This is a genomic window from Brevundimonas sp., assembly GCF_036963785.1.
Lineage (GTDB): Bacteria > Pseudomonadota > Alphaproteobacteria > Caulobacterales > Caulobacteraceae > Brevundimonas.
The window spans coordinates 21,536-46,454 of record NZ_JBALUS010000007.1 but is presented as its reverse complement, the minus strand read 5'-3'; the positions used below and the strand labels follow the sequence as shown (position 1 = coordinate 46,454).

General features: G+C 67.6%; 24 protein-coding genes and 1 riboswitch. Of the genes, 11 read left to right on the top strand and 13 right to left on the bottom strand.

From position 1 onward, the window contains the following. Positions 1-3: 3 nt before the first annotated feature. Positions 4-1,416, bottom strand: a complete 1,413-nt coding sequence (locus V7672_RS13635) for a DUF4139 domain-containing protein (RefSeq protein ID WP_335625122.1) — start codon at positions 1,414-1,416, stop codon at positions 4-6. A 167-nt stretch (positions 1,417-1,583) separates the two neighbouring features. On the opposite strand from V7672_RS13635, the gene V7672_RS13630 reads away from it, so the two are divergent. Both V7672_RS13630 and ychF read left to right on the top strand, forming a co-directional pair. Further along, positions 1,584-2,015 carry a copper chaperone PCu(A)C gene (locus V7672_RS13630; RefSeq protein ID WP_335625121.1) on the top strand — a complete coding sequence of 144 codons (432 nt, stop codon included), beginning with the start codon at positions 1,584-1,586 and terminating at the stop codon, positions 2,013-2,015. 79 nt (positions 2,016-2,094) lie between these two features. Further along, positions 2,095-3,189 carry a redox-regulated ATPase YchF gene (ychF, locus tag V7672_RS13625; RefSeq protein ID WP_335625120.1) on the top strand — a complete coding sequence of 365 codons (1,095 nt, stop codon included), beginning with the start codon at positions 2,095-2,097 and terminating at the stop codon, positions 3,187-3,189. Here the strand turns inward: ychF and V7672_RS13620 are convergent. After that, complete coding sequence (locus V7672_RS13620; protein WP_335625119.1) at positions 3,186-3,635, bottom strand: hypothetical protein; 450 nt, start codon at positions 3,633-3,635, stop codon at positions 3,186-3,188. The two genes, ychF and V7672_RS13620, sit on opposite strands and share 4 nt — an antisense overlap. A 117-nt stretch (positions 3,636-3,752) precedes the next feature. Between V7672_RS13620 and V7672_RS13615 the strand changes: the two genes are divergently transcribed. The 5 genes from V7672_RS13615 (at position 3,753) to V7672_RS13595 (ending at position 10,664) form a co-directional block, all read left to right on the top strand. Then, complete coding sequence (locus V7672_RS13615) at positions 3,753-5,960, top strand: TonB-dependent hemoglobin/transferrin/lactoferrin family receptor (protein WP_335625118.1); 2,208 nt, start codon at positions 3,753-3,755, stop codon at positions 5,958-5,960. Positions 5,961-6,007: 47 nt separating this feature from the next. After that, entirely contained in the window at positions 6,008-6,994 is a 987-nt protein-coding gene (locus tag V7672_RS13610; RefSeq protein WP_335625117.1) for a DUF6607 family protein, read from the top strand. A 46-nt stretch (positions 6,995-7,040) separates the two neighbouring features. Then, positions 7,041-7,172: riboswitch (SAM riboswitch) on the top strand. A gap of 132 nt (positions 7,173-7,304) precedes the next feature. Next, complete coding sequence (gene metX / locus V7672_RS13605) at positions 7,305-8,264, top strand: homoserine O-succinyltransferase MetX (RefSeq protein WP_335625116.1); 960 nt, start codon at positions 7,305-7,307, stop codon at positions 8,262-8,264. Next, positions 8,261-9,454: a cystathionine gamma-synthase gene (metB, locus tag V7672_RS13600; RefSeq protein ID WP_335625115.1), complete on the top strand. Its 1,194-nt coding sequence runs from the start codon at positions 8,261-8,263 to the stop codon at positions 9,452-9,454. Before metX ends, metB begins: the two co-directional genes overlap by 4 nt. Position 9,455: 1 nt before the next feature. Then, the gene (locus tag V7672_RS13595) at positions 9,456-10,664 is read left to right on the top strand and encodes a hypothetical protein (protein WP_335625114.1); all 1,209 of its coding nucleotides are present in this window, start codon (positions 9,456-9,458) and stop codon (positions 10,662-10,664) included. On the opposite strand, the gene V7672_RS13590 is transcribed toward V7672_RS13595, so the two are convergent. From V7672_RS13590 to petA, 5 genes are all read right to left on the bottom strand, one after another. After that, positions 10,617-12,221 carry a M28 family peptidase gene (locus V7672_RS13590; protein WP_335625113.1) on the bottom strand — a complete coding sequence of 535 codons (1,605 nt, stop codon included), beginning with the start codon at positions 12,219-12,221 and terminating at the stop codon, positions 10,617-10,619. The genes V7672_RS13595 and V7672_RS13590 overlap by 48 nt on opposite strands. Positions 12,222-12,307: 86 nt before the next feature. Next, positions 12,308-13,963 (bottom strand): M28 family metallopeptidase, encoded by a 1,656-nt coding sequence (locus V7672_RS13585; protein WP_335625112.1) that lies wholly within the window; start codon positions 13,961-13,963, stop codon positions 12,308-12,310. Between the two features lie 871 nt (positions 13,964-14,834). Next, complete coding sequence (locus V7672_RS13580) at positions 14,835-15,719, bottom strand: cytochrome c1 (protein ID WP_335625111.1); 885 nt, start codon at positions 15,717-15,719, stop codon at positions 14,835-14,837. A 5-nt stretch (positions 15,720-15,724) separates the two neighbouring features. Beyond that, complete coding sequence (locus V7672_RS13575) at positions 15,725-17,026, bottom strand: cytochrome b (protein ID WP_335625110.1); 1,302 nt, start codon at positions 17,024-17,026, stop codon at positions 15,725-15,727. Positions 17,027-17,043: 17 nt separating this feature from the next. Next, positions 17,044-17,595, bottom strand: a complete 552-nt coding sequence (petA, locus tag V7672_RS13570) for a ubiquinol-cytochrome c reductase iron-sulfur subunit (RefSeq protein ID WP_335625109.1) — start codon at positions 17,593-17,595, stop codon at positions 17,044-17,046. Between the two features lie 192 nt (positions 17,596-17,787). On the opposite strand from petA, the gene V7672_RS13565 reads away from it, so the two are divergent. Further along, the gene (locus tag V7672_RS13565; RefSeq protein WP_335625108.1) at positions 17,788-18,228 is read left to right on the top strand and encodes a tRNA (cytidine(34)-2'-O)-methyltransferase; all 441 of its coding nucleotides are present in this window, start codon (positions 17,788-17,790) and stop codon (positions 18,226-18,228) included. Here V7672_RS13565 and V7672_RS13560 read toward each other — a convergent pair. Beyond that, positions 18,225-19,493, bottom strand: a complete 1,269-nt coding sequence (locus V7672_RS13560) for a dipeptidase (RefSeq protein ID WP_335625107.1) — start codon at positions 19,491-19,493, stop codon at positions 18,225-18,227. The two genes, V7672_RS13565 and V7672_RS13560, sit on opposite strands and share 4 nt — an antisense overlap. A gap of 102 nt (positions 19,494-19,595) precedes the next feature. Between V7672_RS13560 and hemF the strand changes: the two genes are divergently transcribed. Continuing rightward, positions 19,596-20,483, top strand: coding sequence for an oxygen-dependent coproporphyrinogen oxidase (gene hemF / locus V7672_RS13555; protein ID WP_335625106.1), 888 nt, complete (start codon positions 19,596-19,598; stop codon positions 20,481-20,483). A 4-nt stretch (positions 20,484-20,487) separates the two neighbouring features. Here the strand turns inward: hemF and V7672_RS13550 are convergent, their stop codons facing one another. The 3 genes from V7672_RS13550 to V7672_RS13540 all read right to left on the bottom strand — a co-directional run bounded on the left by V7672_RS13550 (position 20,488) and on the right by V7672_RS13540 (position 22,199). Beyond that, on the bottom strand, positions 20,488-21,096 hold the full coding sequence (locus V7672_RS13550) for a YdcF family protein (RefSeq protein ID WP_335625105.1): 609 nt from the start codon (positions 21,094-21,096) through the stop codon (positions 20,488-20,490). A gap of 15 nt (positions 21,097-21,111) precedes the next feature. Then, a complete protein-coding gene (locus V7672_RS13545; protein ID WP_335625104.1) occupies positions 21,112-21,306 on the bottom strand; it encodes a hypothetical protein in 195 nt (64 codons plus the stop codon). A 188-nt stretch (positions 21,307-21,494) separates the two neighbouring features. After that, entirely contained in the window at positions 21,495-22,199 is a 705-nt protein-coding gene (locus V7672_RS13540; RefSeq protein WP_335625103.1) for a type 1 glutamine amidotransferase, read from the bottom strand. Between the two features lie 58 nt (positions 22,200-22,257). Here V7672_RS13540 and V7672_RS13535 point away from each other — a divergent pair, with 58 nt between their 5' ends. Beyond that, positions 22,258-22,566 carry an antibiotic biosynthesis monooxygenase family protein gene (locus V7672_RS13535; RefSeq protein WP_335625102.1) on the top strand — a complete coding sequence of 103 codons (309 nt, stop codon included), beginning with the start codon at positions 22,258-22,260 and terminating at the stop codon, positions 22,564-22,566. Positions 22,567-22,715: 149 nt separating this feature from the next. Here V7672_RS13535 and V7672_RS13530 read toward each other — a convergent pair whose 3' ends face one another. After that, positions 22,716-23,294: a tetratricopeptide repeat protein gene (locus V7672_RS13530; protein WP_335625101.1), complete on the bottom strand. Its 579-nt coding sequence runs from the start codon at positions 23,292-23,294 to the stop codon at positions 22,716-22,718. A gap of 117 nt (positions 23,295-23,411) precedes the next feature. After that, positions 23,412-24,236, bottom strand: coding sequence for a 23S rRNA (adenine(2030)-N(6))-methyltransferase RlmJ (gene rlmJ / locus V7672_RS13525; RefSeq protein ID WP_335625100.1), 825 nt, complete (start codon positions 24,234-24,236; stop codon positions 23,412-23,414). 150 nt (positions 24,237-24,386) lie between these two features. On the opposite strand from rlmJ, the gene V7672_RS13520 reads away from it, so the two are divergent. Continuing rightward, positions 24,387-24,854, top strand: a complete 468-nt coding sequence (locus V7672_RS13520; protein WP_335625099.1) for a surface-adhesin E family protein — start codon at positions 24,387-24,389, stop codon at positions 24,852-24,854. Positions 24,855-24,919 lie beyond the last annotated feature (65 nt).

Below are 24,919 nucleotides of genomic sequence, written 5' to 3'. Positions count from 1 at the left end.
CGATCAGCCGCCCGTCTCGATCGTGGCCGTCAGCACCGTCTGCCCATTGGCCGGCACCGGCACGCGCCAGACGATGGTGCGGGCGTCGCGCATCTCGCCCTGGAGGCTCTGGTCCTGAATCTCGGTGTCGCGGCCCAGCCCACTCTGACGAACCTCGACCACCACCGGCTCGGAGCGGGCATTCCGCACCGTGTATTCCATCCGGTAGCGCGAGCGCTCCGTGTTCAGGATGCGCGGCGCCACCCGTTCATTGCTGACCAGACGCGGCTGCACGGTGACATCAAAGGCATCGCCGGTGGTGATGGCGATGTCCGAGCCCGCAGGCGTGTGACCGATCTCATCCTCGCCGATGAAGCGCGGTTCGCCGCCCGCATCGCGCACATAGACGCGCACCACCCCGGCCGGCAGGGCCTGGCTGACGCCCGAGGCGCGACCGTTCTGGAACAGCACCGCCACCTCGGCCGACTGCGCCTGCTCATAGGTCGAAAAGCCGCTCATCTCGAACAGATAGCGTTTGGATGCCGGCACATCGGCGACGTCCAGCAGGCCGACCTGCTTGTTCTGGTTGTTGGCAACCGTCACCCGCCCCGGCAGGGGGTAGATGTAATAGTCGGCGATGCCCTCGCCCCCGTCCGAGAACTGGGTGCCATTGCCGCTGCGACCGCCGCCGTAATAGCCGCCGCCGTTGACCAGATTGACCTCGCCCGCGACCACCCGCGTGCTCGCGTCGCTGAAGGTCGCGCCCGAGCGGTTGGTGATGGTGATCCAGCCCGTCAGGTCCAGCATGCCACCCTGCTCGTCATATTCGGCGACATAGTCCGCCTTCCAAGACAGGCCGCTGGTCAGATAGCTGAGCGTCGTCTCGCGGCGGCCGCCGCCTTCGGCATCCAGCGTCACGCTCAGGGTCGGGCGCGGGCGCAGATTGGCCGGCACCTCATCGAAGATCACCCGGGTCGGCACGCCGTCATCGCGCAGCACCTCGATCCGGTCGCCGATACGCAGCACCACGCCTTCATTGGCAGCCAGAACCTGGGCCCGCTCGGTCGTCTCGCGACCGGTGCCGGGATTGATGCGGACGATGCCGATGGTGTCGCCCACGGCGCTCTGCATCAGCTTGTCGGGCGTCAACAGGTCATAGTCGAAATTCTGTTCGACCACCGACAGGCCGCGGCCGCTGAGGCCGACCGTCTCGGGCCGGATGCTGGCCGAGACCCCCGGAAACTCCTGGCGCGACCGCCCCTCGGGGATGTTCAGGTCCCGCACATCCTCGACCAGGGCGATGTCCTGGTTATAGATGGTGATGGCCACGCGCCCCGGGCCACCGGGCCGACTGTCCACCTGTTCCTGGGCCTGAACAGCCGTCGCTGTCAGCAACAGGGCACAGGCCCCCACCATCAGACCCGGACGAAGCGACATGGCGAACTCCATGAATACAGCGGTTTGTGGCGGCCACGCTGGCACGGCCCCCCGGCCCTGTCGAGAGCCAAAGCCTGTCTGTTCCTGACGGGCGCGACACCGCGTCCCTTGCCTGATGACGCGACCGGGTTCATTGCGCCCTCACGCCTGCTCGACGGAGTCTATCCATGCGCCTGCCCGCCCTCGCCCTGCTCTGTCTCGGAGTTGCCGCCTGTCAGGATGCGGCGGCGCCGTCCGTAGAAGTCAGCGATGCCGTCTGCCGGCCGACGCCGAACGGTCGCGACCTGACGGGCTGCTATATGACCCTCACGGCCACCACGGACGACCGCCTTGTCTCCGTCTCGACCGATGCCGCGGGCAAGGCCGAAATCCACGAAATGTCGACCGAGGGCGGCGTCATGACCATGGCCGAAATGGCGGGGGGCCTGCCCCTTCCCGCCGGTGAGGCAACGGCGCTCCAGCCGGGCGGAAATCACCTGATGCTGATGCAGGTGGTGACGCCGCTGGCGGAGGGCGACACGGTCGACCTGGCCCTGACTTTCGAGGACGCGGCCCCGATCACCGTCTCCGCCCGGGTCGGTACTCCCGCCGCCAACTGACGGTCGGGGGCGGTTAGCGCCTGACAAACCGGTGCCCAGCGGGTAAAGGCTCGCCTCGACCCGTTCCCCAGAGAGTTCCATGGCCCTGAAAGTCGCGATCGTCGGCCTGCCCAACGTCGGCAAGTCCACCCTGTTCAACGCCCTGACCAAGACGGCAGCGGCCCAGGCGGCCAACTATCCGTTCTGCACGATCGAGCCGAACACGGGCGACGTGGCCGTGCCCGAGCCGCGCCTCAAGGTGCTGGCCGAGATCGCCGGCTCGAAAGAGATCATCCCCTCGCGCATCACCTTCGTCGACATCGCCGGTCTGGTTCGCGGCGCATCCAAGGGCGAGGGTCTGGGCAATCAGTTCCTGGCCAACATCCGCGACTGCGACGCCATCGCCTTCGTGGCCCGCTGCTTCGTCGACGACGACATCACCCATGTCGAGGATCGCATCGATCCGGTGTCGGACCTCGAGATCATCGAGACCGAACTGATGCTGGCCGACCTCGAGAGCCTCGAGCGTCGCCGCGTCCAGATGGAGAAGCGCGCCAAGGCCGGGGACAAGGAAAGCCAGCTGAGCCTGAAACTGGTCGACCTGGCCCTGACCCAGCTGAACGCCGGCAAGCCTGCCCGCACCGCCGATATCTCGAAAGAGGACCGGAAGGCGTGGGACATGCTGCAACTGCTGACCGCCCTGCCTGCCCTCTATGTCGCCAATGTCGACGAGAACTCGGCCGACAAGGGCAATGAGCTGTCCGATCTCGTGGCTGCACGGGCCGCCAAGGATGGCGCCAACTCGGTCGTCATCTCGGCCAAGATCGATTCGGAACTGGCCGTGCTGGACGAGGCGGAGCAACTGGAGTTCCTCGAGACCCTGGGTCTGGCCGAGCCGGGGCTCAATCGCCTGATCCGCGAGGCCTATGCCCTGCTGGGGCTGCAGTCCTATTTCACGGTCGGGCCCAAGGAAGCCCGGGCGTGGACCATCCATGTCGGCGACACCGCTCCGCAGGCGGCGGGCGTCATCCACACGGATTTCGAGAAGGGCTTCATCCGCGCCGAGACCATCGCCTATGACGACTATGTCGCCCTGCGCGGCGAGGCCAAGGCCCGTGAAGCCGGCAAGCTGCGGGCCGAGGGCAAGTCCTATGTCGTCAAGGACGGCGACGTCATGAACTTCCTGTTCAGCTAGGGCTGTTCCGACGGGCAGCGGGTAAACGCCACCGTCGCCCCGTCCCGATCCGGATAGGACAGACGCAGGCGATCCTCCGTGGCCGAGGCGCGTATGGTCTCGCGTGTCTCTTGCCCCTCGGCCTGACACACCAGGTCCAGCTCATGGCCTTCTGCAATCGGGCGTGACGCCTCGATAGCGCAGCTGTTCTCATACCCTTCGAAGCGCGTCAGTGTGATGGTGATCGGCCGCTCTGCCCCCGTCGTGTTCGAACACCAGGCAGGATAGGCGGCCCAGTCGCCTAACAGTTCCGCATGCCCCGTTGTCCGGGCCGGAGCAGGCTCCGCCGGTGGCAGGGGTGCGTCTGGATCCGGAGTCACCGGTCCCGGCTCCATCGGCTCATTCCCGCAGGCCGCAACGGCGGCGGCCAGGCTGACAGTGGCGGCAAGGCGGATCACGGTTTTCATGCCCCCCTGAACGCACACGCCCCGACTGTGTTCAGAACGAGTCGCAATTGCGGTTGCTTCTGATAATCGTTCGCAGTAATTGCCCGACACCTTCACAGTAACTCCCCGGGGCTTCTCATGCGTACCTCCCTCCTCCTCACCACCGCGCTCGTCAGCCTGGCCTCCGCGGCGCCGGCTCTGGCCCAGACCCGACCGGTATCGAATCCCGTCGAAGACCCGGTGACCCTTGACCCGATCACCGTGCTGGCGACCCGCACCGCCACCCGGGTCGATGAGACCCCCGCCACTGTCACCGTCATCACCGCGCGCGAGATCGAGCAGAACCTCTATACCGACATCAAGGACCTGGTCCGCTTCGAGCCGGGCGTCAGCGTCCGGACCCAGCCGGCACGATTCGGTGCGGCCCTGGGTTCGACGGGCCGCGACGGCAATGCTGGTTTCACCATCCGCGGCCTGGGCGGTGATCGGGTGCTGATCGTCGTCGACGGGGTCCGTACGCCCGATGGCTATGCATTCGGCCCGCAGAGTGTCGGCCGCGGCGGCTATTCCGATCTGGATCTGATGAAGTCGGTCGAGATCCTGCGCGGCCCGGCTTCCGCCCTCTATGGCTCGGACGGCGTGGCCGGTGCGGTCTCGTTCACGACCAAGGCCCCGGTCGACATGCTGGGCGCCAGCCGCAACTGGACCGCCCGGGCCCGCGTCGCCTATGGGTCGGCAGACGAGAGCGTTGCCACGGGCCTGTCGTTTGCCGGTCGCGACGGTGACCTTTCCGGTCTGGTCGCCTGGACCCACCGCGATGCGTCGGAAACCGACAATCAGGGCACGGTCGGCGGCGAGGGGGCGACCCGGACCGAGCCCAACCCCCAGGATTTCAGTTCCGACGCCCTGCTGGCCAAGCTGGTCTGGGACGTCGCGCCCGACCACCGTCTGGGCCTGACCTGGGAGTCCTACAACTCGGATGTCGACGCCAATGTGCTGTCGGGCCGCAGCGCCTCGGTTCTGGACCTCCGTGCCGAGGACGAGACCACGCGCCAGCGCATCGGCCTGGACTGGCGCACCCAAGCCCTGCCCGGCCTGGATGAGGCCTCCCTCGCCGTCTACCGGCAGGAGTCCGAGACCCGTCAGTTCACTTTCGAGGATCGTGAGCCGGCCGCAGACCGCACGCGCGACAACACCTTCGACAATGATGTCATGGGCCTGGCCGCGCAGGGCCGCCGCTCGCTGACGTCCGGCTCGGTCGAGCACCGCCTGATCTTCGGCGGGGACTGGTCCGAAACCACCCAGAGCGGTGTGCGTGATGGCACCGTGCCGCCCTTCGGAGAGACCTTCCCCTCCAGCCCCTTCCCGGAAACCGACTACACCCTGTCGGGCCTGTTCATCCAGGACGAGATTGTGCTGGCGGGCGGATCGCTGCGCATCACGCCAGCCCTGCGGTATGACGCCTATGAGCTGACGACGGCCGATGATCCGCTGTTCACGGGGGCCAAGGCGGATCAGGAGGACAGCCGCCTGTCGCCCAAGCTGGGCGTGGTCTGGTGGGCCAATGACAATTTCGGCCTGTTCGCCTCCTATGCCGAAGGCTTCAAGGCGCCGACGCCGTCGCAGGTGAACAGCGCCTTCGGCAACCTCGTCTTCGGCTATATTTCGGCGCCCAATCCCGACCTGACGCCGGAGACCAGCCGGAGCCTCGAGGCGGGTCTTCGCCTGCGCGAGGTTCCGGTCTGGGGCGGCCGGATGGCCCTGCAGGCCGTGGCCTTCCAGGCGGACTATGAGGACTTCATCAGCCAGGAGGTCGTGTCAGGCGCCTTCACCCCGACAGACCCGGCGGTCTTCCAGTACGTCAACTTCACCGACGTCGAGGTGAAGGGGTTGGAGTTCCGCAGCGACGCGTCGTGGGACAACGGTCTCAGCGCCCGTGTGTCGGCTGCCTGGGCGGAGGGCGATCAGACCACGGCGGGCACCACCACGGCCCTGCCCAGCATCGACCCGCTCAAGATCGTCGCCGGAATGGGTTGGGACGCGCCGTCAGGAGCCTTCGGCGGCCAGGCCATCGTCACCTGGTCCGATGCCAAGGATGCGGCGGACACCACCGGGCTGGCCTGCTCGCCGAACTGCTACGTTGGCGATGACTTCACCCTGTTCGACCTGACCGGCTACTGGAATGTGACGGAGACGGTCACGGCCCGCGTCGGCGTGTTCAATGTGTTCGACGAGACCTATGGCTGGTGGAGCGACGTCTCGGGTCTCTCGACCACCTCGACCGTACTGGACGCCTACACCCAGCCCGGTCGCAATGTTTCGGTCTCGCTGACCTTGCGTCTGTAGGTCAGGAAGCGATAGTGCGAATGATTGTCATGTTGGAGATGCCCCCCATGCGCGCCGCCCTTGCCGCCGCCCTTCTGATCGGTACCTGTATGCCGGTCGCCGTCCTTCCCGCGACCGCGCTCGCCCAGGCCCCCGCAGCGGCCACGGCAGATGCGAAATTCCAGCGCGACCGTCAGGCCATCCTGTCCCAGGCCGGGCAGTTTCGCGTGCGGTTCGACATGCGCGAGACCGTGCCCTTCGTCGACGGCTATGAGCCGCTGGACGAGAAACTGTCGGGCGGCAATGAGATCGTCCGGGTCGTCTATGACGACGGCACCCGCATCAGCCTGCAGCACATCCTGGTCATGGATCACGAGGGCCAGACCTTCGTCATCAAGCACTGGCGCCAGGACTGGGTCTATGAGCCCGAGACCGTCCTGACCTATGCCGGGCCCAACCAGTGGGTGCTGACCCCTGTGCCGGAAGACCAGCGCGAGGGCACCTGGTCGCAGACGGTCTGGCAGACCGACGACTCGCCCCGCTACGGCGGCGTCGGCGTCTGGACGTACGACCACGGCATGACGGAATGGGCCTCGGCGCCGACCTTGCGTCCGCTGGCCCGCCGCGATGCGGTTCGCGATCCGGTCTATGACCGCTATGTCGGGACCAACCGTCACGCCCTGACGCCGTTTGGCTGGGTGCACATTCAGGACAACCTCAAGATGTCCGGCGCTCAGGGCGATGACGGCGACGGTCAGGTGATCGTGCACGAGGATGTGGTCAATACCTATCGCCAGTGGGACGGCTACGACGCCGCCCCCGGAGATGCCTATTGGTCTGATACCCAGGCTTACTGGGGCGGTGTTCGCGACCTGTGGGACGAGGTGATCGCCCGCGACGGCGGCATCCGCGTCCAGGAAGAGCCCAATGCCGGTGCCGTCACCGGACCGGTCCTGATGGGTCTGGCGGACCAGATCCACGCCGGCGAAACCACCACCGAAGCCGCCCTGGCCGAGGCCCGCACCATCATTATGGATGCCACTTCCGGTAGCTGATGATTTTTCTGCTTGACGGCTGCGCCGCCCGTCGCCACGCTTAAGTCACTCATCAAGACCGGTCGAGGGATAGGCCCTTTGACGCCGGGGCAACCTTCGCGAAGAGACCCTCTTCGCGAGATGGTGCCAACTCCTGCGAGGATCACGGTCTCACGACCCGGTCCGCGAGAGATGAGTGAAGCGACGGCCTCTTGCGAGGTCCCGCCGTTTCACGGGTCGATCCACGCACGAGTACTCGATGGGCGGAGTTCGTCGTGTCGTGCCTGCTGTCTTTTCTTCTCCCACCCTCCCCGTCTGGCGGGACCACACCGTGCCGCTGCCCGGGTTCTGTCTCGGTGACGGTCAGCCGCTGACCGATGCGACCGTGCGCCTGCGCCGGTTCGGTCCGGACGGGGCACCTGTCATCGTCGCCCTCGGCGGCATTTCGTCGGATCGTCGCCTGGCGGATGTCGGCGACGGCCGCGCCGCCTGGTGGCCCCGCATCGTGCGCCCCGGCGGGCCGGTCGATCTCGATCGCTATCAGGTGCTGGGCCTCGACCTGCTGCCCGGCCCGGGTGAAACAGGGGTGCGCACCCTGACCCCGGCGGATCAGGCCCGTGCCCTCGCCGCAGCGCTCGATCACCTGGGTGTGCCGCAGCTGGAAGCCCTGATCGGCGCCTCCTACGGCGGCATGGTCGGACTGGCCTTTGCAGCCCTGTTCCCGGAGCGGCTCAGGCAACTGATCGCCATCTCCGCCCCGCATCGTCCCGCCATCCACGCCACGGCCCTGCGCGGCATCCAGCGCCGCATCCTCGCCCTCGGCATCGAGACGGGTCGACCTGAACAGGCCGTCGCCCTCGCCCGCGAACTGGCCATGACCACCTATCGCACGGCCGAGGAACTGGAGCTGCGCTTCGGCCAGGACGCGGTGCCGGACGCCGCCGGCCAGCCTTATGCCGTCTGCGATTATCTCAAGGCCCGGGGCCGGGCCTATGTGCCGCGCATGACGGCGGAACGCTGGATCAGCCTGTCGGATTCGCTGGACCGGCACCGGGTCGATCCGGGGGCCGTCACGGTTCCCACGACCCTGCTGGGCTTCACCTCAGACCAGCTGGTGCCGATCGCCGACCTCGAAGCACTGGCCGTGGGCCTCCCGAACCTTCGCACCCTCGTCCGCGCGCCTTCCCTCTACGGCCACGACGGCTTCCTCAAGGAAGAGGCCGTGGTCGCCGACCTCATCACCTCGGCACTGGCCGAACCCCTCTGTTGTCTTTCCGAGCTTGCCGCATGACCTGTTCGCCCTCCTCCCAAGACCTCGCCACCCGCCTCGCCCGCGTCGGCATCGATCAGGACCCGGCCCATGGCGCGGTCATGCCGCCCCTGCACCTGAGCGCCAACTACAGCTTCGACGGGCTGGAGGGGAAACGCCGCTACGACTACAGCCGCTCGGGCAACCCGACCCGCGACCTGCTGGGCGAAGCCCTCACCGCGGTGGAAGGCGGAGCCGGCACCGTGGTCACCGCCAGCGGCATGGCTGCCGTCGATCTGGTGCTGAGCGAACTGTCGCCGGGCGACCTCGTGATCGCCCCGCACGACGGCTATGGGGGCACGCACCGCCTGCTGAACGCCCGCGCCGGCCGGGGCCATTTCGAGGTGGCCTTTGTCGATTTCGCCGACGCGATCGTGTTCGACACAGTGCTCGCCCGCCAGCCGAAACTGGTGCTGGTCGAGACCCCGTCCAACCCGCTGATGCGCCTGACCGACATCGCGGCCGTCTGCCGGGCGGCCCATGCCGCGGGCGCAAAGGTCGCCGTCGACAACACCTTCCTGTCCCCGGCCCTGCAGCAGCCGATCGCGCTGGGAGCCGACTGGGTGATCCATTCGACGACCAAGTTCATCAACGGCCATTCGGATGTGGTCGGCGGGGCGGTCATCAGTGCCACCTTGGAGGACCATGAGCGGCTGGCGTGGTGGGCCAACTGTCTGGGCACGACCGGTGCGCCGTTCGATGCCTGGCTGACCCTGCGCGGCCTGCGCACCCTCTTCGTCCGCATCGAGCGGCAGCAGGCCACCGCAGGCGACCTCGCCGAATGGCTGGTTCGGCAGCCGGGCGTGCGGGCCGTCCACTATCCGGGGCTGGCCGACCATCCCGGCCACGCGCTGGCGAAACGCCAGCAGGCCGGGTTCGGCGCCATGCTCAGCCTCGAGCTGGACGGCGGTCGTGAGGCGGCCCGGGCCCTGGTCGAAGGGCTGCAGGTCTTCACGCTCGCCGAGTCCCTCGGCGGGGTCGAGAGCTTGATCGCGCATCCGGCGGGCATGACCCATGCCGCCATGACGCCCGAGGCCCGGGAGACCGCCGGCATCACCGAGGGTCTGCTGCGCCTGTCGATCGGGCTCGAGCATGTCGAGGACCTGCGCGCCGAACTGGCGGCGGGATTGGCCCGCGCGGCCCTGGTCTCCGACCAGCGAAAGGCGGCCTGAGATGAGCGCCCTTTCCTCCGTCAAAACGGCCAGTCCGTCTGTCGCCCCGGTGCCTCTCTGTCTGCGCGCGGTGACCCCGGATCAGGCGCGGGATGGTGCCGGGCTGATCTATCGCCAGATCCGGGCCGGACGAGCCGTAACGGTTCAGGTCGCGGGCGGTCGCGAGGCCTTGGCGCGACTGGAGCAGGCCTGTCGTGCGATCGGCCTCGGCACTGTCGATCTGCGCCTTCTGGAGGGACCGGCCGACCTCAGCCTGTCGCCGCTGGGCCCCCTGCCCGGCCATGGCGGACCGCTGCGCGTGGCCCTGGCCGGGTGCGGGGTTGTGGGCGGGGGCGTCCTGCCGCGCCTGCTGGACCGGCCCGACATCGCCCTGGTCGGCGTGCTGGTGCAGAGCCCCGTCAAGGTTCGCGTGCCGGAGCCGGCGCCCGAGCTGGTGGTCACCGACCCGGCGGCCCTGCTGGCACGGGAGCCGGATGTGGTGCTCGACACCCTGTCGGACGCCTCGGTGTCGCTGGCCCTGATCCGGGCGGCCCTGTCGCGGGGCATCCATGTGGTCAGCGCCTCCAAGCAGGCGGTGGCCGCCGACGTCGAGGGCCTGTCGGCGCTGGCGACGGCGACCGGCGCGACCCTGCGGTACTCGGCGGCGGTCGGTGGAGGCGTGCCGATGCTGGAGACCGTCAGGCAGGCCCGGGCGCTGGGGCCGATCCGGCGGATCGAGGCGGTGCTGAACGGCACGGTCAACTTCCTGCTGAACCGGCTGGCGGTAGGACATCCGTTCGACGCAGCCTTGGCCGAGGCGCAGGCGGCGGGGTTTGCCGAGGCCGACCCCTCTGCCGACCTGACCGGGCGGGACGCGGCGGCCAAACTGTTCCTGCTCAGTCGGGCGGCCTTCGGGGCAGGTGCACGCCTGCCCGACCGGGTCGACGCCCTTGGTCCAGACTTTCAGCCGGGCCCGGCGCCGGTCCGCCAGCTGGCGGTGGCCGACTGCGCCGGCGGGCAGATCACCCTGGCCCCGGTCGCGGGCGATGCGCTGTTCGCGGCGCTGGCCGATGCCGGAAACGCCATCCGCATCACCCTGGCCGACGGACGGGTGCTGAGCCGGTCCGGGCTGGGGGCCGGACGGGCGCCAACGGCCGAGAGCGTCTGGGCCGACCTGACCGACCTATTGACGAGCCGCGTCGGAGCGGGCGCGGATGGCGCCGAACTCTGAGTCCGCCTTCCAAGTCGGCCAGCGGTCCGAGTTCGCCAGGTCCCAGGCGAGGCGGTACATCAGGGTCAGGTTCTCGACGGCCGAGCGCAGGTCGTAGTCCGCACGCCATTCATCACTGCGCTGGTGATAGTCGCGCGAGAACAGGGCCTGGTATTCGGGCAGGCCGACCTCGATCCCGCCCTCGTCCAGATCGACCCCGTGCCAGGGCATCAGGGCCGGCACGCCGGAGCGGGCGAAGGGGAAGTGGTCCGAGCGGAAATAGTAGTTCTGTTCCGGCTCGCGGTCATCGGTGACATAGCGGCCCTCGGCCTCGGCGAGGACAGCCAGATCGTCTTCGAGCGAGTTCTGGCCAAAGCCGAAGATGGCGACATCGCGGGTCGGCCCGCTGAGCGGCAGCATGTCGATATTGAGGTCCGCAACCGTGGTTTCCAGCGGATAGACCGGATCGACCGAATAGGCATAGGCGCCCAGCAGGCCCATTTCCTCGGCCGCCATATGGGCGAAGACCACGGTGCGCTTCGGCCGGGGAGAGAGCGAGAAGGCGCGCGCCAGTTCGAGGATGCCCGCCGTGCCCGAGGCATTGTCCCAGGCGCCGTTGAAGATGGTGTCTCCATGCGCGTCGGGCGAGCTGACACCCACGTGGTCCCAGTGGGCCGAGAAGATCACGACCTCATCGGGGTTCTCCGAGCCCTCGATTTTCGCCAGCAGATTATAGGTGTGGATCTCCTCGCGGGCTTCCTCGATGTCGACGCTCAGGCGCACACCCGTCAGTTCGAGGGCCTTGAACTGGCCGGTGTCGACCGTGGCCATGGCGGCGTGATCGACGCCGGCGGCCGTGCCCCACTGCATGGCGGTCTGCGGGCCGACGGTGCCGGTGAAGGGGATCGGGTCCAGCCCCTCGACCGTGGTGCGGGTGCGGGCCGGGCGGCCCGCCATCCCCCGCCAGCTGGCTTCGTCGAGGACCAGGGTGACGACGCCGACGGCCCCGCGGCGCAGGGCCTCCGTCTTCTTGTAGCCGGCACTGGAATAGGCCGAGTTGTAGTCGCCCCGGAACAGGTCGCCTGCCGGTTCGCCGGCCAGCACGATGACGACCTTGCCGGTCACATCGAGGTCGCCGTAGTCGTCCCAGCCGCGTTCCGGCGCGGTGATGCCATAGCCGGCGAAGACCACGGGTACATCGGCGATCTCGACCCGGCCGCTGTCGTTGGAGGACCGCAGCTGGATGTCGGTGGCCGCCAGCGGGTGCCAGGTGCCGTCCGGCGCGGTCCAGTGGGCCACGGCCGCGCGGGCCGGGGTGAAGCGAAACAGGGTCACCGGTTGCAGCCACTGGCCATCCGGGCCGCCGGGCTGGAGGCCCATGGCCTCGTACTGGCCCTGCAGGTATTCGAGGGTCATGGCCTCGCCGACCTCGCCGGGGACGCGGCCCTGGAAGCTGTCGTCGGCCAGCACGCGGATGTGGTCGGACAGGCGGTCGGCCGAGATGTCCTGGGCCAGACCGGCGCCGGCGGACAGGAGGACGGCGGCGGCGGCAACACCGCCCAGAAGACGACGGAACATGGGGAACTCCGGGATGAATTTCGGGCGCACCTTAGGCCTCGGCCTCCGGTGCGCCCGTTAAGTTTTCGTCATGTGCCGCTGAAGGATCAGCGGCGTGCGGCGGCGCTTTCCTCACGAACCGGACCGAACTCGGACCCGTCCTTCCAGCCCGGCCAGTCGCGGCTGTTGGCCAGCGACAGACCGACGGCATAGACGACCTCGAGGTCCTCGGCGGCGCCGCGGAAGTCCATGCCGGGCAGCCATTCGTCGGCGGCCTGGTGATAGCGACGCGCGCCATACTCATCGCGCAGGGCCTGACGCTCGGCGATCGGCTCATCAAGGAAATCGCCCGAGCCCTTGGGATAGGCCATGGGCACGCCGCGCTTGGCCAGCGGGAAGTGGTCCGAACGGAAATAGGTGCCGGCGGCATTGTTGGTATCCGGCACGATCACCCGTCCCTGCGTCGCTGCCACGACCTCAAGTCGTTCATCGAGGGTCGACTGGCCGTAGCCGGTGACGCCCAGGCCCGACAGGCGCCCATAGACGTTCATGGCATCAAGGTTGAAGCCCGCCACCGTTGTCTCCAGCGGATAGAGGGGGTTGGCGGCATAGAATTCCGAGCCCAGCAGGCCGCTTTCCTCGGCGGTGAAGGCGATGATCACGATCGACCGCTCGGGGGTCGGACCACTGCCGTACAGGCGGGCGATCTCGATCAGGCCGGCGATGCCCGAGGCATTGTCGACAGCGCCGTTGAAGATGCGGTCGCCCTCGGCATCCGGGTCACCCACGCCGATATGATCCCAGTGACCGGTATAGAGGATGGTCTCGTCCGGATGGGTCGTGCCCGGCAGACGGGCGATCACATTGTGCGTCTCGATCTGGCTGGTCGCCACGCTGTAGCTGGCGTCAAGGGTCTGACCCTCCAGGGTGACGGGGCGGAAATCGCGGCTGCGGGCGGCGACCTTCAGGGCCTCGAAATCCAGACCGGCTCGTTCGAACAGATCGACGGCGACGTCGCGCTGGATCCAGCCCTCAAGCGGCACGCGCTCCTCGGCCGCATTGGCGCGGACGATGTCGAATTGCGGTCCGGTCCAGGAATTCTTGACCGTGGTCCAGCCATAGGAGGCCGGGGCGGTCTCGTGGATCACCAGCACACCGGCGGCGCCGCGACGCGCCGCCTCGTCGTATTTGTAGGTCCAGCGGCCGTAATAGGTCATGGCCCGACCGTTGAAGGTGTTCAGCTCGGGCTGTTCATAGTCGGCGTCATTGACCAGAACGACGATGACCTTGCCGCGCACGTCGACGTCCTTGAAGTCGTCCCACTCGCGCTCGGGCGCGGTGGTGCCATAGCCGACGAACACCAGCGGCAGGTCGTCGAGGCGCACCTGATCGGCCGGACGGCGGGTCGAGATGACGATCTGTTCGCCCTGGGTCAGGGCGCGGCTTTCGCCGTCGTCAGCGAAAGAGGCGCTGACATTGCTGACGGCAAAGCGCTTGAGGGTGACGGCCTGGGTCCAGCCGCCGTTCTCACCGCCGGGCTGAAAGCCGGCTTCGGCAAAGGCTTCGGACAGATAGGCGATGACCTTGTCCTCGGCCGGGGTAGCAATGCCCCGCCCTTCGAAGCTGTCGTCCGACAGGGCCTGAACATGCGCTGACAGGCGATCCGGGTCGATCCGGGCGGGCTCTCCGCCATTCGGCAGGGTCATGCAGGCGGCCAGCGCCGCTCCTGCAGCAAGAACACTCAGCCTGGACAACAGACGCATGGGGGACCTCTCACGAAACCGGAGACGCGACCCTAAAGCCTTGTCCGGGCGACGCAACTGTTGAGGCAGGGCCGAGCGCCTCTCGCCCGTGAGGCAGAGGTGGAGAGCAGGCGGAGCGCCGGGCCTTCGTCCGGAGTGAATTGCTTTTACCGTTTCGACGGAGGCTGACGCTCCGCGCGGGTGGTTTTCCGGAAGCTTGCGTCGGGTGGCCGTATTCGGGCCTTACCGCAGCGCCTCCGACGGGCGGGGGTGTCCTGCAACACCTCCCGGAACGGCCGAGTATCCCCCTCGACCCAGTGTTGAAGGCGGGCCTTATGCCCGGCTCGCGAAACCTCCCTGAGGCCCGAAACCCGGACAGCACCGCCGCCGACCCCGCTCCATCCGCTCCCGCCGCCATAAGGTCGCAGGCCTTACGAGCCCTCCGCGCGACGGGACGGGAGAAGAGTCGCACAGGTCCGGGGTGAGGCGGGCAGAACGGTGCGGGAAACGGTGGAGGCGTTGAAAGGCTGGAGGAATTCGGGGGCGGCTATCCTATCTGCTGCCCTCAACCCATCGTCATTCTCGGGCTTGACCCGAGAATCGGTGTCGCCCTCGACAGGAGACGGGCTGCCCGGACCGATCCTCGGGGCAAGCCCGAGGATGACGAGGATTCTGTCTCCTCCCTAACGAAGTCGGGGAGGTGGATCGGATGCGAAGCAGCCGAGACGGAGGGGCTCTTGAGGGTGTGCGTGAGGTAAAAAACCCCTCCACCACCTTCGGTGGTCCCCCTCCCCATCATGATGGGGAGGAGACGGGATGGGAGCGCCCACGAAAAACCCGCCGAAGCGCGGGCTCCGGCGGGTCAATCGATCGGCGTTGGGGACGGCTGGCCCTAGTGGGCGATGCCCTTCCAGATGCGGCGGTAGCTGGCGTAGGTCAGGCCGGCGAAGATCACCAGGAAAGCCAGCACGCCCATGCCGGTGCGCTTGCGCTCGGTGGCGTGGGGGTCGGACGCCCAGGCGATGAAGGCGGCGACGTCCTTGGCATACTGGTCGACCGTCTGCGGCGAGCCGTCGTCATAGGTCACCTGACCGGCGGCGAGCGGATTCGGCATGGCGATGAAGCCGCCCGCCGGCACATGGTCGGGGTCGCCGGTCCAGAAGGGTGACAGGTCGCCGGCCATATAGGGGTTGTAGTACTGGCCCGGCGCGATCTGCAGACCCTCGGGCGCCGGCACATAGCCCGACAGCAGCGAGTAGATGTAGTTGGCACCGTCGTGACGGGCCTTGGCCATCACCGACAGGTCGGGCGGCGCGGCGCCGCCATTGGCCCCGGCCGCGGCCGTGGCATTGGCATAGGGGTTGGGGAATCGGTCGGCCGGGGTGGCCGGACGCATGATGGGCTCACCCGTTTCCGAGTCGATGTCGGCCACCTGAACCTCGGCCGCGAGCACGCGGACATAGGGGTTGTCGGCCGGTCCGCCCTTGAAGTGCGAGTCGTAGAACGGACCGCCCGGCTGGCCGAGGTTCCGGAACGACATCAGATCCATGCCGTGACAGGCGGCGCAGACCTCGCGGTAAACCTTGTAGCCGCGCTGCAGCTGGGCCTGATCGAAGGTGCCGAACGGCCCCTCGAAGCTGAAGCCACCCGAGCGCGGGTGCTTGGCGCCGCCGCCGGCGGCCCCGGCCGGAGCGGCCAAGGCAACCAGGCTGAGAGCGGCAACAGCCGAGGCAAGGATCTTGAACACGGCGGAACGGGTCCCGTTTTGAATGGTCATGACGATCAGCCCTTCTTCTCGGGGATGCCACCGTCGAGGACCGGCTCGGAGACCGAGGCCGGGACCGGCAGCGGCGTCTCCTTCAGCCCGACCCAGGGCATGATGATCAGGAAGAAGGCGAAGTAGTAGGCGGTCAGCAGGCGCGTCAGCCACAGATAGCTGTTCAGCTGGCCGTCCAGCAGCATGAAGCTGGGCATGCCGGACACCACCGGGGCGTCGGGCAGTTGCGCGCCGCACCAGCCGAGGCCGAGGCCGACCACCAGGAAGATCAGGAAGAAGACCTTCATGGTCGGGCGATAGCGCATCGAGCGCACCCGCGAGGTGTCGAGCCAGGGGATGACGAACAGCACGCCGATCGCGCCGAACATGGCCAGCACGCCGCCGAACTTGTCGGGGATGGCGCGCAGGATGGCGTAGAAGGGCAGCATGTACCACTCGGGCACGATGTGCGCCGGGGTCACCAGCGGGTTGGCCGGGATGTAGTTGTCGGCGTGGCCCAGGGCGTTCGGCATGTAGAAGACGAACAGGGCGAACAGGATCAGGAACAGGATGATCGCAAAGCCGTCCTTGACCGTGAAATAGGGGTGGAACGGCAGGGTGTCCTTGGCCGTCCGCTCCTTGGGGATCAGGACGCCGGCGGGATTGTTCTGGCCCGAGGTGTGCAGCGCCCACAGGTGCAGCACGACCACGCCGAAGATCACGAACGGCAGCAGATAGTGCAGCGAGAAGAAGCGGTTCAGCGTGGCGTTGTCGATGGCCGGACCGCCGCGCAGCCAGATCAGGATCGGCTCGCCGACGACCGGCACGGCGCCGATCAGATTGGTGATGACCTCGGCGCCCCAGAAGGACATCTGGCCCCAGGGCAGGACGTAGCCGAGGAAGGCGGTGGCGATCATCAGGAAGAAGATCACGCAGCCGAGGATCCAGATGATCTCGCGCGGGGCCTTGTAGGAGCCGTAATACAGGCCCCGGAGCATGTGCAGATAGACGGCGATGAAGAACATCGACGCGCCATTGGCGTGCACATAGCGGATCAGCCAGCCGCCGTTGACGTCACGCATGATGCGCTCGACCGAGGCGAAGGCCATTTCGGTGTTGGGCACATAGTGCATGGCCAGCACGATGCCGGTGACGATCTGGATCACCAGGCAGAGCATCAGAATGCCGCCGAAGGTGTACCAGTAGTTCAGGTTCCGCGGCGTCGGCAGCGCCATATAGTCGGCGCCGAAGCGGATGATCGGCAGGCGGCTGTCGAGCCACTTTTCGATGCCGGTCTTGGGGACGTAGGTGGATTCGTGGTCGCTCATGATCTGTCCGTCCGTCCTCAGCCGATCCGCACGCGGGTGTCGGAGATATATTCATAGGTCGGCACGACCAGATTCAGCGGTGCCGGGCCTTTGCGGATACGTCCCGAGGTGTCGTAGTGCGAGCCGTGGCAGGGGCAGAACCAGCCGCCGTAGTCCCCGGCATTGAAGGTCGGCACACAGCCCAGGTGGGTGCACGAGCCGATCACGACCAGATACTGCTCATGGCCCGCCTTGATGCGCTCGGCATCCGGCTGGGGATCCTTGAGCGCGCTGAGCGGCGTGCTGGCGGCTTCCTGGATCTCGGCCGGGGTGCGGTAGCGCACGAACACCGGCTTGCCCTGCCATTTGATGACGACCTGCATGCCCTCGGCAACCTTGGTCAGGTCGAACTCGATGGTCGACAGCGCCAGGGTGTCGGCAGCGGGGTTCATGGTGTTGACCAGCGGCCAGGCCATCATGACCCCGGCGCCCACGGCCGCAGCACCGGCGGCAATGTGAATGAAATCGCGGCGGGTGGCGTCGTCGCCCCCTCCGTGTCCGTCGTGGTTCAGCTCGACCGATTCGGTCACATCACACCTCTCATGCGCCCCGATGGACCCCTGTCGGCCCATCGACGGTATCGTCATAGTTGACGCGAGACGTCATACACCAGCTATCCCGACAGGGTTTGCGGCTCATCGCCGCAAGACGGCGCGTGGCTGAGAAACACTCGCAAAACCAGCCGCGACAAGCCCCCGGCTCACGCGTAGAAGGGCCTTAGAATGCGTCTCGCTCTTTTTCAACCAGCCATTCCGCAGAACGTGGGCGCCTGCATCCGCCTGTCGGCCTGTTTTGGCGTCGAATTGCATGTGATCGAGCCCACCGGCTTTCGTCTGGACGACCGGGCGATGAAGCGCGCGGCGCTGGATTACGGGCCTCTGGGACATATGGTCCGGCATGCCGACTGGAGCGCTTTTCAGCGGGATCGCGGGGCCGGGCGGCTGGTTCTGTTCACGACGAAGGGGGCCGAGCCCCTGACGGATTTTCGATTCCAGCCCGACGACACCCTGCTGTTCGGCTCGGAACCGACGGGCGCGCCGGACAATGTGCACGCGGCCGCCGACGCGCGGGTGCTGATTCCGCTGAAGCCCGGGGCGCGGTCACTGAACCTGGCGGTCAGCGCCGGCATCGCCTGCTGGGAGTGGACACGGCAGGCGGGCTAGTCCGCCGCATCCGGGTTGGTCATCAGGAAGGGGGATTCCTCGCGCTGCATGCGGGCAGCGCTGGCCTCGACCTCGCGCATGACCCGCAGGATGTTGCCCCCGGTCAGCTTGAGGATGTCCGCCTCGCTCCAGCCGCGCTTCAGCAGCTCGGCGATGATCAGCGGATAGGCGTCGACGCCCGTAATCCCCACCGGCAGGCTGCTGATGCCGTCGAAGTCCCCGCCCAGGCCGACGTGGTCGATGCCCGCCACGTCACGGACGTGCTCGATATGGGCGACGATGTCGGCGATGTCGGCGGTCGGGGCCGGATGGGCGGCGGTCCAGGCTTGCATACCCTCGGTCACGGCATCGGGGGCGCCGGGATGGAGCGATTCAAGGCGGGCGCGCTCGGCCGACTGGTCTGCCCCCCAGGCGCGCACCCCTTCGTCGATGAAGGAGGGCACGAAGGTGATCATCACCACCCCGCCTTTTTCCGGCAGCAGGCGCAGGACCGAGTCCGGCACATTGCGCGGATGGCCGGTCACGCCCCGGGCCGATGAGTGGGAGAAGATCACCGGGGCCTGCGACACGCGGACGGCGTCCATCATGGTGGCCTCGGACACATGGCTGAGGTCGACCATCATGCCGAGACGGTTCATTTCAAGGACAACTGTCTCGCCGAACGGGCTGAGGCCGTCCCAGCGCGGGGCGTCGGTGGCGCTGTCGGCCCAGCTGGTGGTCTTTGAGTGCGTCAGGGTCATGTAGCGCGCGCCGGCGTCGTGGAAGCTGCGCAGCAGGCCCAGCGAATCGGCGATGGAATAACCGCCCTCCATGCCGATCAGGCTGGCGATGCGGCCCTCGCCATGGATGCGCTCGACGTCATCGGCGGTCAGGGCCAGTTCGAAGACATCGGGATAGGCGTCGATCAGGCGCTTCACGACATCGATCTGTTCGAAGGTGGCGCGCGCGGCCTCAAGCGGGGTCATGCTGGCCGGCACATAGACGGACCAGAACTGGCCGCCCACGCCGCCGGCGCGCAGCCGGGCGATGTCCGTGTGCAGGCGGGTGCTGGCCGACAGGTCGATGCGCAGGTCCACGCCCTGCGGGTCGCTTTGATAGGGCTGACGCAGGGCCCAGGGCAGGTCGTTGTGGCCGTCGATCAGGGGCGAGGCGGCCAGCAGGCGCCGGGCGGTGTTGATCTCGGGCGATTGGGCCAGGGCCGGGGTAGCCGCCGCCAGCGTGATCGCCGTCGCCGCCAGGACACAGGATTTCAGATGACGCGCCATGGAGGCCTCCCTTTGCATGCGGGGCACTGTCGCGGTCGGGACCGGGCGGCGCAAGTCGCCCTGCCCCCTGCCCTGTCCGGAAAAATCGACTAGAAGCCAGCTATGGACACCCCCTCACCTGCCCCGCAGCCCGATCTCGATACGCTGAAGATCGAAACCCGCGCCTGGTTCGAAAGCCTGCGCGACCGGATCCACGCGGCGCTGGAGGCGCTGGAGGATGCCGCCGACCCGGCCCTCTATCCCGGTGAAGCCGGCCGGTTCGTCCGCACCGAATGGCAGCGGCCCGAGGGCGGCGGCGGCGTCATGGGCATGCTGCACGGACGGCTGTTCGAAAAGGCCGGCGTGCACTGTTCGACCGTGCACGGCACCTTTCCCGAGGACTATGCGAAACAGGTGCCGGGGGCGGCCGAGGACCCGCGCTTCTTCGCCACGGGCATCAGCCTGATCGTCCATCCGCGCAATCCGCACGTGCCCGCCGTCCACATGAACACGCGCTTTATCGCGACGACCAAGGGCTGGTTCGGCGGCGGCGGCGACCTGACGCCGGTGCTGGACGTGGACCGGCGCGAGGATGCGCCCGACACGATCGCCTTCCACGCCGCCTACAAGGCCGCCTGTGACCGGCACGATTCCAGCTACTATCCGCGCTTCAAGGCCTGGTGCGACGAGTATTTCTGGCTGGCGCATCGCAAGGAGCCGCGCGGCACCGGCGGCATCTTCTATGACCATCTGGACAGCGGAGACCACGGCGATGACTTCGCCTTTACGCGGGATGTCGGCGACGCCTTCCTCGCCGCCTATCCCGACATTGTGCGGGGCCGGATGGGCGAGGCCTGGACTCCGGCCGAGCGCGAGGAACAGCTGATCCGCCGCGGTCGCTATGTCGAGTTCAACCTGCTGTACGACCGGGGCACGACCTTCGGCCTGAAGACCGGCGGCAATGTCGAAGCCATCCTCAGCTCCATGCCGCCCGAGGTGAAGTGGCCCTGAGCCCCTAGTGGCCAGTCACGAGGTACTGCGCGAAAAACCAGGTCTCCCGCAGAAGGAACGGCCCCTGCGTCCTTGCCGAGCGATAGCGCGAACTCGGTGTCGGAGAGGGATTGGCATCCAGGCCTTGTCGGGATGCGACGACCATCGCCCTGCGCATGTGAAGGGGGTCTGAGACAATCAGGACAGTCTCGGCCCGTCTGGCGTCGAGGAGCGGGCGGGCGAAGGCCAGGTTCTGGATCGTGGTCCGTGACCGCGTTTCAGCCAGAACAGAGTCCGCCGGGACGCCCTGACGGATCAGCCACTGACGTCCCGCCTCCCCCTCGCTGAGCGCGTCTCCGGGACCCCGCCCGCCCGTCACCACGATCAGCCTCACCCGTCGTTGAAGGTAGAGGTCGCGCGCATGACGCAAACGCGCCTCAAACACCGGTGACGGCAGAGTGTCCGAGACGGCCGCACCGAGCACGATTGCCGCATCGGCGTGGCCGTCGGCGTCCTTGCCCGCATAGGTCACGATCGAGATCGCGAGGACCAGCCACACGGCGGCCAAGGCCAGGAGACTGAAAGCCAGCCAGCGCGCGGGACGAGACCGGCCAAGCTTCAACGCTCCGGACATCGGGGGCCTCGCGCCTCAGCTGTTGAAGAAGACGCGGTAACAGGCGCGTTCCTGGCAGTAGTAGACCGAGCCATTGTTGGTGACATAGCTGCCGGTCGCGACGGACTGGGCGCGGCTGGGTGCAGCGTTGAAGGCGAGGCCGATCAGCACGCCGATGGCGAGCAGCAGGGCGGCAAGCAGGAGGTCACGGGCTTTCAGGGTCAGGGTCATGTCAGATCTCCGGATTGAGACCTGACGCTAGCCGATTTTTCGCGGCGCGCACCTGACGAATCCGGACCGCATAAGCCCCGTCATCCCCTGGCTTGAACAGAGGATCGGACCGGGCAGTCGCTGGGCCACGGGATACGACGGCGCATGGCGCCGATCCCCGGATCAAGTCCGGGGATGACGAGACGGCATCACCCCTTCAGGAAGGTGCGGATCCACTGGCCGACGGCGTCGCGGTCGTTGTCGCCCTTGAGGGTATCCAGCGCGGGATCGACGCGGTCGGCGCCGATGCGGTCGCGGCGGCCCTCGGCGAGGGCCGAGGCAAAGGCCGGGGTGAATTCGGGGTGGCATTGCATGGAGATGGCGTCGTCATCCCAGGCCAGGCCCGCGAAGGGGGTAAAGTCGCTGGACAGGATGATGCGGGCCCCGGCGGGCTTTTCCACCACCTGATCCTGATGGGAAACGGGGATGGCGACCTGGCCCCGGGGCGGTGCCATCCACGGCTGGGCCTGGTCGACCCGGTAGCGGTGCAGGCCCACGCCCCAGCCCTTGTCCGACTTTTCAACCCGGCCGCCCAGCGCCTGGGCCATGGCCTGATGACCGAAGCAGATGCCGACCATGCGGGTCTGGCCCCTCGCCGCCGCGATCCACGTCAGCAGGCGACCGATCCAGGGCTCGCCGTCATAGACCCCGGCGGGTGAGCCCGTGATGATGACCCCGTCGAAGTCGCCCGGGCGGGGCGGCGGGCTGTGGCGCACGTCGATGGTGCGGGTGTCGAAGCCCTCGCCCAGCAGGCGTGTGAACATCTGCGGATAGCGGCCGTGCTCGGGCGACAGGTCGGAGGGCGGCGCGCCGGTTTCGAGAATGGCGATGCGGGGCTTACGGGTCTCGGTCATGGTGTCGATATGGCCGTCAAAGCACGACTTGGTAAGGGGGATGGGCTAAGGGACGGCCATGTCCGCACCCGATTCCGACGCCGTCGTCCTGATCAATGTCTACAAATGCGAGCCTGCGAAGCAGGATGCGCTGATGGAGGCGCTGACCGTCATGGTAGGACGTCAGCGGGGGCTGGACGGATTCGTTTCCGCGACCCTGCACCGGGGCGTGAACGGCAAGGTCTGTGCGGTCCACGGCGTGTGGGCCAGCCGTGAGGACTGGAAGGCCATGACCCGCGCCCCGGCCATCGTCGAGGCGATGAGCCCGATCATGGGCATCGCGACGTTCGAGCCCAACCTGTACGAGCCGGGCGAGACGTTCGACTAGCCCATCTACGCGCAAGCGACGCGCGATGCCCCAAGAAGCGGACTCGCGGAATGTCCGCCAGGGGTGGAAAGCGGACATTACGCCGTCGCCTAAAGCGGACGCTCAATGAACAGAAGAAAGCGGTCTCATTGGCTTGTCCGGGCGCGATTTCAGGTCGTTCCCCGCAAAATCTCCGCAACACTTTGGAACGCATACCGCAGTCCCTCGATCCGACCCCGAAGCCCTCCGGCGCCATGAATGAGCACCCTGGCCAACGCGTGTCTTGCTTGCTGGTGGCCTTGTGAAGCGCCCGACCTCCATAGGTTCAACGCTCTTTGCCGATCTGGCGAAACACCCTCTCCGTACCAGTAAAGCAACGCGAGCCTGTGGTAGGCTGGCGGATAGTCTCTTGCCGCTGCCTCCTCGTACGCAACCGCCGCGTCCGAGAAGCGGCCCATGCGATGATATGTAGCTCCCAAACCGACGAATGCGGCGGAGTACCCGGCTTCCGCTGCAACTCGGTACCAGGCTTCGGCACCGGGAAGGTCTTCGCGGTCGTACCAGCCATTCAACATGCAGCCCGCCACGCAGATCGTACTGAGCATTGAACCCGCATATGCCAGCGTCTCAAGCTTTTCGAGGCCGTGTTCCCATTCCGGTTCATCGAGCAAAGCATGAGCGGCCTCAAACGCCTCGCGGAACGGATCGTCCAAGGCTTCCAGACCATAGAGTTCGACGGCGTCGATCATTTGGCCTTCAGATCATGATCGCATCGGACTTCCAAGTGTTGGGTTGGGGCTGTCCGCTTTGGGTCGAGAGCCGTCATTGACTTGCTGCTTGTAAGCGGACCCGCAGCATCGGCGATTTTAGGGGGAGGCCCACCAGACCTCGGCGCGGGCACCGGTGTCGCCCAGGGTTTCCGCCACCCAGCCGCAGACCTCCTGTGACACCGCCTCGGCGCCTTCGGGCGGGTTGAGCATGACCAGGGTGCAGCCGTTCATTTTCATCGGATTGGTCAGGGGCCGCAGCCGCGCCTCGGCCACCAGGACGCGACCGGGCTTGCCGGACGACAGGCGGCGCAGGAAGCCGTCGAAGGTCTCCATGTCCTTGAGCGGGGTCCAGATGGCGACGGTCGCGGTCGGGTCGCGCCGGGCCACCGCGGCGGCCGCGTCAGCCGCGCGTTGATAGTCGTCGGCCTGTTCAAACGGCGGGTCGATCAGCACCAGCGGACCGCGCACGCCTGCGGTCGCTCCGGCCAGGGCCTCATAGCCGTCAGCCGCCTGACCCGACGCCCGGGGATGGTCGGCGAGCGCCTGGTTGAGCAGCGTGACCACCGGCGGGTTCATCTCGAAGCCGACATAGGCGTCCCCCTCGCGCAGGCGCCGGGCGACCAGCAGGGGCGAGCCCGGATAGAAGCGCACACCGCCGTCGGGGTTGAGGGCCGTGACCTCCTCGGCCAGGGCCCGGATCGCGGGGGGCAGGGTCTCGCTGGCCATCAGCCGCGCGACGCCCGCCTCGGCCTCGCGCGAGCGGACGGCATCACCGGTCAGGTCATAGAGGCCGGCCCCGGCGTGGGTGTCGATGACGGTCAGCGGCCCGCGCGCCTGCATCCGGTCGACCAGCCACAGCAGCAGGGCATGCTTGACCAGATCGGCGAAGTTTCCGGCGTGAAAGCTGTGACGGTAGTTCATGGACCGGGGCCTGCTCGTGTCGGGTGTCAGGCGCGTGATCCTGACCAAAGCTGATTGGGGCCCGCTATGACATTGCGCGGCCGCGACGGGAATGCTGAATTCCGGCGCGGCCCCGTGCGGGCCGACAGGGCATCGTCGAAGGAGTCGCTCATGAGATTGCTGGCTGTTGCGGTCGTCGCCTGGGCCCTCGCGGGGACGGTCGGCGCGCAGGACTGGGTGTACGGCGCCCACGGGGGCGGTATCGCGCAGGGCTTTGACGCCGACAGCGTGACCCGCAACGGGGCCCTGCGCACGGCGCGGGTCGTGGTGGTCGCGTCGGGGATCCAGACCCTGCCGACCGGTCGCACATGGGACTATGTGCTGACCCATGAGGAGTTCGACTGCACGAATTTGCGGCGGCGGGTGCTGAGTTCGACGGCCCATCGGTTCAGCGATTCCGAAGCCTTTCGGACGCACGAGGAACCGGGCGACTGGAGCGAGCCCACGGCCGCCGGGTCGGTCAGCGGGGTCGTGATCCGGGCGATCTGTTCGGATACGCGTCTGGAAAGCATGGGCTTTACCACGGGCGACGAATTCGCGCGGGCCGCCCGGCGGGTGTTCGAGGGCGGCGCCGCCTAGAGCTCTGCCGGAGGAACCGGGGGGCGGAGGGCCGCGTTGCCGATCCGCCATGACACTCCGCTTGC